This is a genomic window from Nocardia halotolerans (assembly GCF_042650145.1).
In the GTDB taxonomy this organism is placed as follows: domain Bacteria; phylum Actinomycetota; class Actinomycetes; order Mycobacteriales; family Mycobacteriaceae; genus Nocardia; species Nocardia halotolerans.
The window spans coordinates 92,821-108,280 of sequence record NZ_JBHSDL010000025.1; the positions used below are offsets into that span (position 1 = coordinate 92,821).

Sequence of the window (15,460 nt, forward strand, 5' to 3'; positions counted from 1 at the left end):
TCAGCGCCGACGCAACAGCGCCGGCACGACTGTGCCGATCCCCCTGATCTCGGCGGCAGGCAGTGAAACCAGACCGAAATTCAGGTGCTCGGTGAGGGCACCAGCCACGGCGGGGTCGACCACGATGGTGTTCGGCGTGGCCAGCCGGGTGAGCCGGCTGGCGAGGTTGACCGTGTTGCCGAAGATGTCACCCAGCTGCCGGACCACCGGCCCCAGCGCCAATCCCACTCGAAGACCACCGATATCGGGGTCGTCGGCGAAACCGGCCAGCAACCGCGTCGCGATATCGGCCAGCGGGGCCGCTCCCTCGGCGGTGAACAACACCTCATCGCCGAGGGTCTTCACCACCGCGCCACCGCATTCGGCCACGACGGCGGTCGTGCGGTATTCGAACCGGGCAACGATGCGGCTCAACTCGACGTCGGACCGGTGCCTGCTCAGTTCGGTGAAGCCCACGATGTCGACGAAACCCACCCCGGTCGCGGCTCGATCGGCGCCGGCACCCGCCGGATCGCGACCGTACATGACCCCGTCCAGCTGTCGACGCCAGATCTGACCGAAAAGCTGCTGGATCTCGGGCACCCGATTCGCCAGCTCGGCCAGCGGCACATCCACCCCACCCGGCCGCTCGGAGCGGTCCGCGACAATCTCCATCTGCACCTGGACCAGGCTCGCGATACAGCTGCTGATCACCCGGATCAAGCGCAGCGATTCCGGCTCGTCCACGACTCCGTCGGCGACATACCGAGCCATGAAGCGCAGGATCTCGATATCGGTGGCGGTGTACTCGACCACCGTGTCGGCGACGGTGGGGTACCCGAGGGCGCGCCAATACCGTCGTGCTCGCGTGAGCGAGATACCCGCCGCAGCTGCCGCCTCGCCGGCTCGGTAGCAGCGCGGCTCACCGAGCACCGAGAGAACCGGCAGCTCCGGCGCCGGTTCGATCAAGGCCTCGCGCCCGGCTTCCCTGACAGACATCAGTACCGCACCCCCTCACGCCGCCCGCTCGCCGCGCCACTGCGCCACGTCCATCGTCAGTTCGGTGAACAGACAATCCAGCAGCAGGTTGCCGTGCAGTCCGGTCGCACCGACCGGATCACCGAGAATCCCCGTCTCGCTCACGGCGGGAAAACCACCGGCGCAGCGTAGTTCACCTCGCGACGCACCCACCGGTTCGGCGCTGCAGGCAACGGCGCGGTGCATCCGTACCGACAGCGGCCGAATGGCCAGCATCAATGCGGTTTCGGTGTGACCGGCGTGGGAGTCGTCGACCCAGCGGGGCGTGAAAACCCGCGCGTCCCAGGATTCCGCGCACAGCCTGCGCACGGCCCGATCGATTGCTGCCGCGTTGCCGCCATGGGCGGAAACGAACAGCACGTGCCCGAAAGTCCGGCACGCCGATCGTCCCAACTCCGTGACCAGCAGCTCGATGGCGGCCTCGCTGATCGACAAGGTCCCAGCGAACCCGACGTGCGAACCGCTGGATCCGTACGACACGGCCGGCGCCACCACCACATCCGAACGTGTCTCGGCGAGTTCGTCACACAGCGCGACGGCCACATCGGTGTCGGTGGACAACGGCAGGTGCGGGCCGTGCTGCTCGGTCGCGCCCAGCGGAATCGCGAGCAGCGCACCGGACAGTGCGAGGTCACGGGCATCAGTCCAGGACAGGTCGGCCAGTCGGCGCGAGGTGCGCATCACGGTTTCCTCTCAACTGCAGTGGATCGCGGGAACCTCGTCACGAGCACGCGCGAAGGTCGTCGGTGCGCCGAGCGTCGTAGCGCGAGCGGTCGGCCGAGTTCCGCCAGATCCTCCCGAAACCGCCTGGCGCACGGACGTTTCCCGCGCTACGGGCCGCCTGGCCGAGAGCTGGACGGACATACACGTCACCGATCGAATCGATCAGACAGGCCACGATCCCTAGGTCGCCGACCGCCGAGCCGAGCGACTCGCTGTCACCGAACAGCGGGAGCGACAAGTCGCCGGTGTGTACCCCTTCGCCGTGATCACGTAACCAGCGGCGCAGGTCACCGTACTGTTCGGGCAGCAGATGGTGGTCGTCCCCGATGCCGGCGCCGCGGCCCGACGACTGTGGCAGGCTCAGCCGAAGCCGCGCACCGAAGAGGTCGGCTATCGCCGCAAACGCGTCGAGTCGACCGACATTGTGCCTGGTCACCACCACCGAGAGCCCGAAATCGTATACCCCCGACGAAGCGAACAGTTCCATCGCGCGCACCGCGGTCCGGTACGAGCCCGGTCCTGCCACCGCGTCGTTGGCCACCTCGGTGGCGCCGGCGAGCGCGATCCGCACATCCACCCGGCCGCTGGTGGCGATGGTGGCCGCGGCCGAGGGCGTGATCCCGGCTCCACAGGTCGAGAATCCGACCGATATCCGGTGGCCGGTGGCGTGGGTCAGCAAGTCCCAGAAGCCCTCACGCACAGTCGGTTCCCCACCACTGATGTCGACGTGGGACACGCCTACCCGACCGAAATCATCGATCAGGGCCATGCATTCGGTGCTGCTGAGTTCCCGTGGATCGCGCCGTGCCGCGTTCGGCAAGTGAGGCACACCGGTGATCTCGCGCGGCTCGGTCAGTTCCCACCCGAGACGGATCGAGGTGTCGAGACCGCGCTGAGGGCCGTCGACGAGTGGCCTTGCGATGTCGATGGCATCGAGGATGTTCTCGCTCATGGCAACTCCCTGCTCACGGGATCCGTTCCTGGTGGTAACGGGATTCTCCCCTACGGTAATGTGATTACCGCCTCGCGGCAAGGCCCATAGCCCGCGGACTACCCTGACATCGGGCAGCGGCAACGATGCAGGTCACACCTGGGCCGCCCCCTCTCGACGGAGCGCCACAGGAACGGCAACTCACGGCAACAGGTTGCGGTCAATTCGTTCAGCTATGCAGTATGACCACACCATGTGATCGGGACCACTGTCGGACCTCCTGCCTGATCACAGGCAATGCAATGGAGGCCAATCACAACACGGCGTTCGCGACACACACGTCCGAGAAAGCGTCGTGGTAAACGAGCCTCCGAAGACTTCCGGCGAGTTTTCCGAACCGCACGGAAGGGCATTTTCGAATGCCTGCATCATTTCGATCGAGATGAGGGTCAACCTGATGAATTCAACTAATCCGGTCGCCGCCGGGGCGGTCACCGCGGCCCGTCTGGCCGGGCTCGGCTGCGCTGCCGTTGCGGCCATCGGCCTGCTGTCGACCGGCGCGGCCGCCGCGGACGTGTTCGTTCCGCTGCCCGATGGCGCGGAGTCGACTCGCGGCGCATCCATCGCCCGTACCGGTGAACACGCGATCGTGTCAGCCTCCATGGCGGCCAATGGAGTCGGTCGTGTCGTCTGGGTGACGGCGGACATCACCGCCGACGTCACCGAAACGCGAATCGTCGAGAAGGCCGGTCCGGGTACGGCACCCAGCAACCGGCCCGGTTCGGACAACTCCTACACACACGGCGCATCCCGGATCAATACCGGGTACATCGTCGGTTGCCAGGTCAATATCTCCGACAATGCCGTTTCGGCCGGATTGTCCGCGAACATGAGCGCAAACGGATTCGGCGTCAATGCTTCCGGCGGCCTGAAACTCGGGCCGGGCGACGTCAAATTCGTCGGAGTCAGCGGTAAGGACATTCTCAAGCCGGGACACTATTCCGTGGGATACCGGGATTTCGAAATCGAGATTCAGGGTTGCGCCGGCTACGCCCAGGCACGCTCTTACACCGTCATCGAAATCATCGGCGAGCATCACTCCAAGGCCACCCTCTACGGGCAGCCGTTCAGTATCGGCTGACGCGGTCCGGAGCTACAGATCCATTTCTCGCCGCGGCGAATTCCAACCCGAAGAGGTTCTCACATCATGACTGACCCCAAGAAGATCGCCCGGGCCGCAGGCCTGTGCGTCGCAACCGCCACCGCCGTGGGGCTGCTGGCGACCGGGACCGCCACTGGCGACACGTTCGTCCCGCTTCCCGGCGGGGAGATCACCGAAACCCTGGGTGACGGCACCGTCGTCAACGTCAAACTCGTGGGTGAATCGGCCAACATCAGTCCGTCCCTGGGTTCGACACCGGTGCATCGCAATGCCTGGGTGTCGGGCACCGCTGAAGTGGTCGCGACCGGAAATCCCCTCAAACTCGGGAAGATCCGGCCCGGCTACGTCGTCGGTTGCCAGGTCAACATCGGTGGTGGCGGCGTTTCCGGCGGTGCCGGATACAGCTCCGACTGGGAAGGAAACCGGCCCAATCCGAGCACCAACCTCGGCGGCAACCTGAGCCTGGGCCCCGGTCAGGCCAAGTCCTTCTACATCCTCGACCAGGAGCGCAAAGATCCGTTCGGCAACAGCACCCATACGAATTTCAATCCTTTCCGCAGCGGCAAGGGCGGGGTCTCCTGGAAGAATTCGACCATCGGCCTGTCCGGCTGTGCCGGTTACGCTCAAGCTCGCGCGTTCGTACGGGTGGAGATAGAAACCGAGCACGCGATCGAGGACGTCACACTCTGGGGGCAGCCTTTCAGCCTCGGCTGAGCGGAAGTCTCCAGTCCCGAAACCCCGCCCGGTCTTGATCCCCTCATCCCGGGCGGGGTTTCCCTGCGCTGTCCGTCGAGCGGGCGCTCAATGTCCCTGGAGCCGCCGCACTTCCTCTTCGATCGCCACTCGCAGGTCTCGATCCGGCACCAGTGCCGGATCGAGCAGGGCCAGCGCAGAGCCGACATCGCGGACGCCGGGCACACGCGGATCTGTCACGGGGACACCGTTACCGAGGAGATGACACACCCATCCGGCGATGGCCCGCACAGCTCCCGCTGGGACACGTCCGGCCGCGCGTTCGTGCCTGAGCACCGGGAGGACACGCACCGGGAGCTTCTGTGACCCGTCCATCGCGATCTGGGCGAGCTGGTGTCGCATTCGACGATTCGAAAAGCGGTCCAGCAGGGCTCTCTGATAGGAGCGCACTTCCGCGTCGGGTAGGCCGACGTAGGGGCCCGCTTCCCGCCACCACTGCTCCAGCCAAACCTGGCACACCGGATCTTCGACCGCCTCCCCTACGGTGCGGTGTCCGCGTAGTGGCGCGGTGTAGGCCAGCAGGGAGTGAGCTCCGTTGAGCAGCCACAGCTTTCGCTGCTCGTACGGTGCGATGTCGGTGGTGAACACGGCGCCCGCTGCCTCCCACCGCGGTCTACCTGCGGGAAAGTCGCCGCACAGCACCCACTCACGGAACGGCTCGGTGACCACGGGCGCCGCGTCCCGGTAGCCGAGGGCGCTCTCGATCGCCACCACATCGTCCGGTGTGGTCGCCGGCGTGATGCGGTCCACGGCGGAGGTGACGAAGCTGACGTTGGCATCGATCCAGCCACCGAGCGCGGGCAGGGCGGTATCGGTGAATTCCCGGACCAGCCGGGCCAGGACGGCCCCGTTGTCCGGCAGATTGTCGCAGGGCACGAGTGCGATCGGCCCTCCTCCGGCGGCCGCGCGGGCAGCGAGTCCGGCGACCACCCGCGCGACAGCGGTGCCGACGACCGCCCGCGGATCAGCCCGCAGAGCGGCGATATCTTTTGCGACGGAGGGCATCTCGCGATCGAGCCCACCGTCACCGCCGCGGGTGTATCCCGACTCGGTGACCGTCATGGTCACCATCGCCACTTCCGGCGAGGCGAGGTAGCGCACCCAGCGGCCATGGTCGTCGGCACCGTGCCTGGCGCTCAGCGTGGACACGGTTTCGAACTCGTCGCCGCCGGGCGCCCGCGTGACCAGCGTGTACAGCCCCTCCTGCGCGTTCAGGATGTCGGCCGTGGCGGGACCGCGGCCGGTGAAAGCCGCTATCCCCCAGTCGTCCGCGTCGGTGGCGTGCGCGGTGTACCACGCCTGATGGGCACGGAAGAAGTTGCCGAGACCCAGATGCACGATGCGGACGGGCGGAGCCGGGCGGTCGCGCATCAGGGGGCGCGGCTCGCTCACGACATCCCCGGCTCGAGCCGCAACCGCCACTGCCATGTGTAGTCGGTGCGGTCCAGCCGGAACTCGGGCGCGGTATCGGGACCGAGGATCTCGCCGAGTCCGCGATGCGCCACATCCAGATGGACGACCGTGGCCTCCGAGGGGGGTAGCTCCCACCAGTGCGCCGCCGCCTCCAGCTGCGCCGTCGAATGCCTGCCGACGGTCACGTGCAATGGCTGATGGGTCGTTGTGACCGTCCCGGCCGGGCCCGTCACGATCAGCTCGGTGACCTCGCCACGTCCGCCGTTCTCCTGGGGGCGCAGGTACGGCGTCGACAGGTCGTCGACCGTGCTGTGCCACCTGCCCAGCTGAGCCGAACTCCGGCGATCGGGGTAGTTCTCCCACGGGCCGAGCCCCACCCATTCCGCGTCGGTGAACCCGTCGACGAGCTCCCATTCCACGCCGACCCGCAACCCGTCCGGTGTCCCGTCGGGCAACCTGACCGCTTCGGTGATGACGTAGTCGGCCGCGGCGACCGCACGGACCGTGCGCGTGTGCTGTACTTCATCGCCGAAGGCGGTGAGGAACTGCGTCCGGATCGTCACGTCGTCGTCGCGGCGACCGATCTCGACCGACTTCTGGGTGAGCTGGAAGAAGCCCGAACGGACGAAGCGCTGGTCCATCTTCACGGCACGGTCGGTGTCGGTGAGGGCACGCCACAGACACAGCCGCGGCGCCCGCCGCAGGAGCGGGTGCCACAGTGCACCGTCCGCGTCCACCTCGACTGTCACCGCGGCGGGGCCGGGGAAGGTCACCGCCGGACGTGGAAACCGAACCTGTTCGTGCGCGAGAACCGTTCCCGCGGGTGCCCATGGTGTCGTCTCGCTGGTGTGCACGGTCACCGTCAGCGCCAGCGGGTGCTCGGCGAGCAGCGCCATGATGCGCGAGGGTAGTTCGACGGTCGTCTCCGCCCCGGCCGCCAGCGCGCCCACGTCGAGCGGCGTCGTCGCGGCGGGACCGTCCTCGGTTTCGACCTGGACTTCGATGTCGTAGCGACTCAGATCCGCGAAGGTGTGCCGGTTGCGCAGTGTGAGCTCACCGGCCAGCGCCTGCTCCGCGGTGGAGACGATCCGCACCGCAGCGAACAATCCACGAGCCTCGTACCACGCCGGTTTGGGTGTGCCGTCAGCGAAGACGATCCCGTACAGCAGGGCGGGGCCGTTGTTCGGACCGTCACCGAAATCGCCGCCGTACCGGTACTTTCCATCACCGGCGGGGTCGAGCGCGTGGTCCTTGAATCCCCAGATGAAGCCGCCCTGCAACCCGGGCAGTGTCTCGATCATCCGCCAGTACTCGGCGAGGCCGCCGGTGGAGTTGCCCTGGGAGTACGCGTATTCGCACATGATGAACGGGCGGTCGGCACGCGGGTCCGTGGCGTACGCGCGCACCGCGTCGAAGGACGGATACATCGGGCACACCACGTCGGTCGCGGCGTGCCCACCGTGCCAGTCGGCGGCGATCGCGCCCTCGTAGTGCACCGGCCGGGAAGAGTCGAAGCGACGTAACCAGGCTGCCGAGGCGTCGTGGTTGGCGCCGTAACCGGTCTCGTTTCCCAGCGACCACATGATCACCGAGGGGTGATTGCGGTCGCGCAGCACCATCCGCGAGATCCGCTCGACGAAGGTGGGCAGATACCGTGGATCGTCGCACAGCGTCGCGGCGAAGGCGTGGCCCTCGATATCCGCCTCGGCGACGACGTAGAAGCCGAGTTCGTCGCACAGCTGCGTGAATTCCGGCGAATTCGGATAGTGCGAGGTGCGAATCGCGTTGACATTGCCCCTTTTCAGCACCGAGAGATCCGCCAGCAGATCTTCCCTGCTGATCACCCGACCGGTCCTGGAATGCACATCGTGGCGGTTCACGCCCTGGATGAGGATGCGTTTGCCGTTCACGAGCAGATCCCGGCCGTCGATCTCCACCCGCCGGAATCCGATCCGGCAACGGGCGGTGTCGACCACGGTGCCGTCCGGTGCGCGCAGACGTGCCTCTAGTTCGTAGAGGTGCGGGGTCTCCGCCGACCACGCTCGCACGTCCAGGTCGTCGCGCTCCAGGACGGCCTTGCCCGGCGCGGGCCCCGAGTGCAGAGACTGCCCGAACCGGGAGGCGAAGGGCGCGAGCCGGTCCGGAATCGGCGCGTCCGCGGCTCGCAGGCTCAGCAGGTCCAGCATGTCAACGGGAAAACGGGGTTCGGGCCGGACGCCTCGCTCGTCGACCGGCGCCGGGAGCGCCGGCGCGGGACGGCGCGGCTCGACCGGCAGCGTATCGGTCCGGCCGAGTATCCGACAGTCGACGGTCCATCCGGATTCGGCGAGATGTTCCAGGCCGGCCGTGGCGATCTCGGCACGCAGCGCGCCGCGCCCGGTGGCCGGTTCGAAGTCGGCGCGCACGTGCAGATCGGCGATCCGCTGCGGCGCCACGGTATACAGATACACCGAACGGCTCAGCCCGGACTGCCACCACTGATCCTGGTCCTCGAGATACGAGACCGACGACCATTTCGAGACGACGAGGACCACCGTGTTGACACCAGGCCCGCAGGCGTCGGTGATGTCGAACTCCGCGGCGAGGTGTGAATCGGTGCTCAATCCGACGGGCCGATCGTTGACCACCGCGCGCAGCAGGCCCTCAGCCGCCCCGACGTGCAGGATCACCCGCCGATCGCCGAGCGCCGGCAATTCCACCGTTCGCCGGTAGACGCCGGTGGGGTTGCGCTGTGGGATCCGCGGCGGCATCTCCTCGAAGGGCATCGGAATATTGGTGTACTGCGGGCGATCCGAGTCTTCGCGCATGGTCCACAGCTCGGGCACCGTCACCGATCGCCACCGGTCGCCCAGTGGCTGCGTGGGGGTGTCGAGCAACTGGAAATCCCAGGTACCGTCCAACGCGAATTCGGGTTCGCGCCGAAGTCCGTGCATCGGCATCCTGCCGATCGCGTGGAAACCGGAATCATCCACGGGCATTGCGGCGCCGACCGCCGAGCCGGGGTCGCTACTCATACCAGTCCGCCTTTTCGTGCGGTCGCGCCCAGCCAGGCCAGGCTCGGCTTCGGGGTTCGTTCGAATGTTTCGCGATCGACAGCGATGAGGCCGAAAGTCGGCTCCCAGTGCCCCCATTCGAAGTTGTCCAATGCCGACCAGTGCAGGTAGCCCCGCACATCGACGCCGGCGGCCACGGCGTCGAACAGACCGCGCAACGCCGCGTCGGTGTAGGCGATGCGGCGGGCGTCGTCGGTGGTCGGGATACCGTTCTCGGTGACCAGAATCGGGACCCCACCGGTCACCTCCCAGGCGTGGCGAACCGCCATACCCAACGCATCCGGGCGGTAGGCGGCTCCGGTGAGCGTGTTGTCCGGGCTGTCCGGGTGCCCGACCAAGCCGTTCTCGTCCACCGCCTGGCTCGAATACGACTGCACGCCGACGAAGTCGTCCCCACGCGCGGCTTCCCAATACTGGTCCTCGCGGACGTAGCGGATCGCGCGCAACGCTTCCGCATTGCCCGGGGTCGCGGTGAGGGCGCCGGCGGCAACGGTCCAGCCGACCGCGGCATCGGTGTGCCGCTTCAAGACCGCCCGCGCGGTGTGGTGCGCCTGCGCCAACCGCTCGCCCACCCGGGTGTCCGGGTCGGGGAGACGGCGAGCACGCCGCTGTTCCATGGTCGGGCCCGGCCCACCTGCACTCGCCGCCTCCTGCAGGGCGATCATCATCGACAGCATGTTGGGCTCGTTGATGGTGCAGATCCAGCGGAGGTCACCCAGGATGGTGGCGGCCGCTTCGACGTAGCGCCCGAACCGTTCGATCGCTCGGTCACCCATCCAGCCGCCGTCCTCGGCGAACCAGCGCGGAACGGTGAAGTGGTGCACGGTGACCACGGGCTCGAGCCCGTACTGCCGTGCGGTATCGATCATTCGCCGATAATGCGCGAGCGCGGCCCGCGAAATGTGGCCTTCCGCCGGCTCGATCCGCGCCCACTCGATACTGAATCGATAGGCATTGAGCCCGGCTTCGGCCAGCAGGCGCATGTCCTCCGGATAGCGGTGGTAACTGTCCACCGCGTCGCCGCTGTGCTGCAGGTGCGGCGAGCGGTGTTCGCGCTGCCACCAATCGCTGTTGATGTTGTTGCCTTCGATCTGGTGGGCGGCGGTCGAGGCGCCCCAGAGAAATCCGGCAGGGAATTCGGTTGTCATAGGAATCCTTGTGTTCGAGTTGGCCGACAGCCGGCGTGCCGTCAGCGACTTCCCCTGACCCGCAGGTGGATCACGGCTCCACCGAGGACGGTGAACGCACCACCGACCAGATAGAGCGCCGCGTAGTTCTTCTCCCCGGACGCGCCAAGGGCGAGCAGCACCGAGGCCGCCAACGGGGCGATGCCGTGTGGGATCTGGGTGGCGTAGTTCATGATCCCGATGAACCGGCCCGCCTCTCGGCGGTCCGGCAGCACGTCGAGCAGCACCGCCTGGTCGACGGCGGAGAACGCACCCATCCCCAGGTTGGAGAGGGCAGCGCCGACGATCAGGCCCGCCACACCGCCGGACAACGCCATGACGACCGCGCCGACGGCGAAAACGCAACCGGCGATCAGTACCAGCACACGGCGACGGCGCAACCGGTCGGACAGAAAGCCGCCGCCCAGCGCGCCGATCGTCGTGGCGACGAGCCCCGCGCCCGCGACCGCGGTCACCAGAGCGCCGACCTCGCTGACGTCCTTGCCCAGGCGCTGGGCGAACAGGAAAGTCGTGAAGGTGGTGTTGAACGTGAGTCCGACATAGAACAGGAAGCGACCGAGCCAGTTCCACGAGAAGTCGGGGAATCGGCGCGGATCGAACAGCAGCTTGGCGAACAGTTCGCGCGCATCCAGCGGCCCGGGCGGTTCGACGGCGGGCTTGTCCTCCTTGCCCATGAGGACGAGCGGAAGCACGAGCAGGGCGCCGATCACAGCCGGGCCCAGCATCAGCGCCATCGAGTTGCCGCTGCCGAGTGCGGCGATGCCGACGCCGAGTACCGGCGCCGCGAGCGTCGCGAATCCGGCCAGCCCCGCGACGCGCCCACGTTGGGCTTCCGGTACGAGATCGGCCTGCAGACTTCCGGTGGCCATCTGAGCGGCCATCGACCAGCCCAGGACCGTGACCAGCCAGCCGGCTGTCAGCACCGCCATATCGGGCGCTAGCGCGATGATCAGCAGCCCGAGCGTGCCGACCAGTGCGCCACCGGCGAGGAACGGGCGCCGGCGGCCGAAGCGTGACCGGGTGCGGTCGCTGAGCATGCCGATGATCGGTTGCAGCGCTATCGACAACACGCCGCCGAGGGCGGTGAGGTAGCCGAGATACTCCTCGTGGCCAGGCGCGAGCTGATCGACTCGCAACGCGAGGGAGTACGCCATCGCCGCGATGTAGGCGACCCCGGTGCCGACGATCGCCAGCACCAGCCGCGTGACGAAGCCACGGTCGACCGGCGCGAGATCATTCCCGGTGGTCGCGGGGGGCGAGTCGATCGTCGCGACCACCTGACCGTCCTGCACACGGGACAGGTGTTCCACAGGTCCGGGCTCAACGGGTGGCACACGATCCTCCGTGATCTACTTCGGTGCTGTATCGCGCTGTCGGCCACGTGGCAGCGCGCGATCGCACCGCGGCCTTCACAGCTTGAACACCCGTCGCGGTTGTTCGCGGACGAGTTCGCCGGCGACGACCACGGCTTCGTCCTCGGTGAGCCGGTGTTCGGCAACGAGCTGGGCGAGTCCGGCCGCGTCGAGGCGGCGAGCCATGTCGTGGCGCGCCGGGATCGAACAGAACCCCCGGGTGTCGTCGACGAAACCGGCGAGTTTGCGATACCCCGCAGTCTCGGTGACCGCGCCGTGGAAGCGGCGGATGGCCTCGGGCGCGTCCAGGAACCACCACGGCGCGCCGACGAACACCGTGGGGTAGAAGCCGGCGAGCGGAGCGATGTCGCGGGAGTAGGCCGTCTCGTCGACGGTGAACAGCACGAGATTGAGGTTGTGATGGGTACCGAAGTTCTCCAGCAGCGGGCGTAGCGCGTCGGTGAATTCCACGCGCAGCGGTAGGTCGTGACCGGTGTCGGGTCCGAAAGCGGCTCCGGTCGGGCGGTGGTGGCCGCGCCGGATGGCCGGATGCAGCATCATCACCAGCCCGTCGTCGGTGGACATCCGTGCCATCTCGAACAGCATGTGGCGGCGCAACGCCGTCGATTCCGCAAGGGTGACCGATCCGGCTCGGGCGCCACGATAGATGCGTCGTGCCTCGGCCGGGTCGAGGGGCTGAGTGCCGACGTCCGCGTGGCTGTGATCGGTCGCGGTGGCACCGTGATCGATGAAATAACGGCGACGCTTCTGCAGCGCGTTCAGGTACCCGTCGAAGTCATCGGTATCGACATCCGACACCGACGCCAGCCGATCGACGGCCTGTCGCCATCCCGGCAGTGCGGGTTCCAGGTATCTGTCCGGCCGGAAGGTCGGCACCACCCGGCCCGACCATGCCGGGTCCGCGGCGAGGCGCGCGTGGGCGCTCAGGTCGTCGCAGGGGTCGTCGGTCGTGGCCAGCACATCGATACCGAAGCGTTCGAACAGCCGCCGCGGCCGGAACTCGGGGCGGCTCAGGCAGTCCGCGATCCGGTCGTAGAGCGCGTCGGCGTTGCTCGCGCCGGGTTGCTCGGTGATGCCGAAGATGTCGGCCAGCTCGACGTCGAACCAGTACCGCACCGGCGTGCCGCGGAAGACGGCCCAGTTCTCGCAGACGATCCGCCACACCGAGCGCGCCTGCGCCTCGGAGAGTTCGCCCCGGCCGACACCGAGTGCGTCCAGGGGAATGCCGTTGGCGTGCAGCAGACGGGTGACGTAGTGGTCCGGGGTGATCAACAGCGCGGCCGGGTCCGAAAAGGCTTCGTCGTCGGCCAGCACGCGCGCGTCGACGTGACCGTGTGGTGAGATGATCCGCTCGTCGCGCACTGTGTGGTGAATGCGCTGCGCGACCGACCGCACCCCGGGGTCGGCCGGGAACAACCGGTCGGGGTGGGGTGCCCGGTGCGGCGCGGAAACGGTAGACATAGCCATCATGGTCTGCGGTTGTCCGGAGTATTGGCAATCGGTTGCCTCGAGTTGTCATCGGGCCTTGCCGACTCGATGTCGCCGACGCCATGGTTCGTGATACCTGCGGAGGGAGACGATCATGTCGCAATCGCGTGCCGCGACCATCGGCGGCCCGAACGATGAGCTGAGTGCGCGCCGGCTGGGCGATTTCGTCGCCGCGCAACTGGCCGGGCTCGATCTCGACGGACGCAGCGTCTGCCTGGTCGTCCCGGATGCCACTCGCAGCTGTCCGCTGCCGCTGTTGCTGTCGATCCTGCACGGGCAGCTGCACGGCCGCGTCACCCGGATGACGGTCCTCATCGCCCTGGGCACGCACGCGGCGATGAACTCGGACCGGTTGGCGCACTGGCTGGGCTACCCGCCCGGCGCGCCGGGCGAGAAGTATCCGGACATGACCGTGCTCAACCACGAATGGTGGGACCCGGCAACGTATTACACGGCGGGCCATATTCCGGCCGAGCGGATCGCCGAACTCTCCGATGGACTGTTGCGCACCGGTGTCGACGTGCGGGTCAACCGCGCGGTCGTCGAGCACGATGTCACGATCATCGTCGGTCCGGTCTTCCCGCACGAGGTGGTCGGCTTCTCCGGCGGGAACAAATACCTCTTCCCCGGCCTGTCCGGTCCAGAGGTCATCGACGTGTCCCACTGGCTCGGCGCGCTGCTCACCAGCCGCGACATCATCGGGACCACCGGCATCACGCCGGTGCGGGCGCTCATCCACGAGGCCGCGTCCCTGGTCCCCGGCGAGCGCCACGCCCTGTGCCTGGTGGTGCGATCCGGCAGCGAGGCCCTGCACAGTGCCGCTTTCGGCGACCCGATCTCGGCGTGGGCCGCGGCCGCGGCGGTATCGGCCCAGGTACACATCAGGTACCTCGATGCCCCGGTCCGGCGGGTGCTCTCGCTCATGCCGGCCAAGTACGACGACATGTGGACCGCCGCGAAGGGCTTCTACAAGGTGGAACCGATCACCGCCGACGGCGGTCAGGTGGTCATCTACGCACCCGGCATCACCTCCATCTCCGAGATGCATCCGGAGATCGAGGACATCGGTTACCACACTCGCGACTACTTCGTCCGGCAGTGGGACCGCTTCCGTCACCTGCACTGGGGCGTCCTCGCACATTCGACCCACCTGCGCGGGGCGGGTACCTTCGACGAGGTCACCGGTGAACATCCCAGGGTCACAGTCACTCTCGCCACCGGCATACCCGAGGACCGGGTGCGCGCCGCCGGACTGGATTACCTCGACCCCGCGGCAATCGACGTCGATGCCTGGCGGGCCGATCCGGCGGCCCTCGTCGTCCCCGACGCGGGCGAGGTGCTCTTTCGCTTACGCGGGCCTGTCGATCCTCGCACGACCAGTTGAGTGCTCAGTGACACGATCGCCTGCGCGTGCATCGGTTCACCGCGAATCGCGCGGTGCAGTTCCCGGAACGCCGTGGTGCCCATACCACGCAACGGCGCGGCCACAGTGGTCAACGGCGGTGTGCAGAAATCCGAACCGAAGACATTGTCGAATCCGATGACGTTCACCTGTTCCGGCACTCTGACCCCCGCTTGGCCGAGACCACGGATGAGACCGATGGCGAGCAGATCGTTGTAGGCGATCACGGCCGTCGGTGTCTGGCGCAACACCTCGTCCGCGGCGGCGACACCAGCGGCCATCGTCGGCACGTACGGGCCGAGCCGGTTGGCCTTCAACCCGGTCTCGCCCGCTGTGTCGAGCACCGAACGCCACCGGATGCCGTCGGCCCAGGACGCCGCGGGACCCGCCAGGTACGTCACCGAGCGGTGACCGAAGTCCGCCAGATGCCCGAGTGCGGCCCGCACCCCGGACTCGGTGTCGGGGACGACGCAGCGGGTCCCCGACACGATCCGATTCAGCACCACCACCGGACGCTGCGTGGCCACTGTGCGGATGGTTCGGTCCGACAGCCGCGAACTGGCCAGAACCACCCCGTCGACACCTTGGAGAAGACGATCGAGCAGCGTTCGCTCCAGCGTCTCCGATTCCTGGGTGTCGGCCAGCAGCATGGCGTACCCCGCGGCCGCGGCCGCGGCCTCCACGCCACGAATGATGCCGAAGAACACCGGGTTGGTCACGTCGGAAACCACCAGCGCGATCGTCGATGTCCTGCCGTTCTGCAGGGCTCGGGCGAGTGGGTTGGCGCGGTATCCCAGCTCGGCGGCGACGGCCTGGATACGCGCCGCGGTCTCCGCCCGCACCCGGCCCGGTCGGGAGAAGGCACGCGAGACCGTCGAGGGCGCCACACCCGCCGCCGCTGCGACGTCGTAGATGGTGGGCGAGCGTGAGACTTCGTTCATCGTGGCCGTGAGAGTAG

General features: G+C 67.7%; 11 protein-coding genes and 1 pseudogene. 3 read left to right on the top strand and 9 right to left on the bottom strand.

Annotated features, from left to right (window positions below; all coding sequences use genetic code 11):
• From ACFO5K_RS18910 to ACFO5K_RS18920, 3 genes are read right to left on the bottom strand one after another with little or no spacing between them, the layout of a single operon-like run.
• Nucleotides 1–978: an adenylate/guanylate cyclase domain-containing protein gene (locus ACFO5K_RS18910; protein WP_378564438.1), complete on the bottom strand. Its 978-nt coding sequence runs from the start codon at nucleotides 976–978 to the stop codon at nucleotides 1–3.
• A gap of 15 nt (nucleotides 979–993) precedes the next feature.
• Complete coding sequence (mftE, locus tag ACFO5K_RS18915; protein ID WP_378564441.1) at nucleotides 994–1,698, bottom strand: mycofactocin biosynthesis peptidyl-dipeptidase MftE; 705 nt, start codon at nucleotides 1,696–1,698, stop codon at nucleotides 994–996.
• 40 nt (nucleotides 1,699–1,738) lie between these two features.
• Nucleotides 1,739–2,692 carry a radical SAM protein gene (locus ACFO5K_RS18920; protein ID WP_378564444.1) on the bottom strand — a complete coding sequence of 318 codons (954 nt, stop codon included), beginning with the start codon at nucleotides 2,690–2,692 and terminating at the stop codon, nucleotides 1,739–1,741.
• A gap of 421 nt (nucleotides 2,693–3,113) precedes the next feature.
• Between ACFO5K_RS18920 and ACFO5K_RS18925 the strand changes: the two genes are divergently transcribed.
• Nucleotides 3,114–3,812 (top strand): MspA family porin, encoded by a 699-nt coding sequence (locus tag ACFO5K_RS18925; RefSeq protein WP_378564447.1) that lies wholly within the window; start codon nucleotides 3,114–3,116, stop codon nucleotides 3,810–3,812.
• Between the two features lie 66 nt (nucleotides 3,813–3,878).
• Nucleotides 3,879–4,547: an MspA family porin gene (locus ACFO5K_RS18930; RefSeq protein WP_378564450.1), complete on the top strand. Its 669-nt coding sequence runs from the start codon at nucleotides 3,879–3,881 to the stop codon at nucleotides 4,545–4,547.
• 87 nt (nucleotides 4,548–4,634) lie between these two features.
• Here ACFO5K_RS18930 and ACFO5K_RS18935 read toward each other — a convergent pair whose 3' ends face one another.
• The 5 genes from ACFO5K_RS18935 to uxaC all read right to left on the bottom strand — a co-directional run bounded on the left by ACFO5K_RS18935 (nucleotide 4,635) and on the right by uxaC (nucleotide 13,073).
• Complete coding sequence (locus tag ACFO5K_RS18935; protein WP_378564453.1) at nucleotides 4,635–5,978, bottom strand: mannitol dehydrogenase family protein; 1,344 nt, start codon at nucleotides 5,976–5,978, stop codon at nucleotides 4,635–4,637.
• Nucleotides 5,975–9,013 (bottom strand): glycoside hydrolase family 2 TIM barrel-domain containing protein, encoded by a 3,039-nt coding sequence (locus ACFO5K_RS18940; protein WP_378564456.1) that lies wholly within the window; start codon nucleotides 9,011–9,013, stop codon nucleotides 5,975–5,977. Before ACFO5K_RS18940 ends, ACFO5K_RS18935 begins: the two co-directional genes overlap by 4 nt.
• The gene (locus tag ACFO5K_RS18945) at nucleotides 9,010–10,200 is read right to left on the bottom strand and encodes a glycoside hydrolase family 1 protein (RefSeq protein WP_378564459.1); all 1,191 of its coding nucleotides are present in this window, start codon (nucleotides 10,198–10,200) and stop codon (nucleotides 9,010–9,012) included. The genes ACFO5K_RS18940 and ACFO5K_RS18945 overlap by 4 nt, the downstream gene beginning before the upstream one ends.
• Nucleotides 10,201–10,241: 41 nt before the next feature.
• A complete protein-coding gene (locus tag ACFO5K_RS18950) occupies nucleotides 10,242–11,573 on the bottom strand; it encodes an MFS transporter (protein ID WP_378564462.1) in 1,332 nt (443 codons plus the stop codon).
• Between the two features lie 75 nt (nucleotides 11,574–11,648).
• Nucleotides 11,649–13,073, bottom strand: coding sequence for a glucuronate isomerase (gene uxaC, locus ACFO5K_RS18955; protein ID WP_378564465.1), 1,425 nt, complete (start codon nucleotides 13,071–13,073; stop codon nucleotides 11,649–11,651).
• Nucleotides 13,074–13,194: 121 nt separating this feature from the next.
• On the opposite strand from uxaC, the gene ACFO5K_RS18960 reads away from it, so the two are divergent.
• Entirely contained in the window at nucleotides 13,195–14,484 is a 1,290-nt protein-coding gene (locus ACFO5K_RS18960; RefSeq protein WP_378564468.1) for a lactate racemase domain-containing protein, read from the top strand.
• A gap of 35 nt (nucleotides 14,485–14,519) precedes the next feature.
• On the opposite strand, the pseudogene ACFO5K_RS18965 reads toward ACFO5K_RS18960, so the two are convergent.
• Nucleotides 14,520–15,443, bottom strand: a pseudogene (locus ACFO5K_RS18965) (LacI family DNA-binding transcriptional regulator); the annotation flags it as partial.
• Nucleotides 15,444–15,460: the final 17 nt, after the last annotated feature.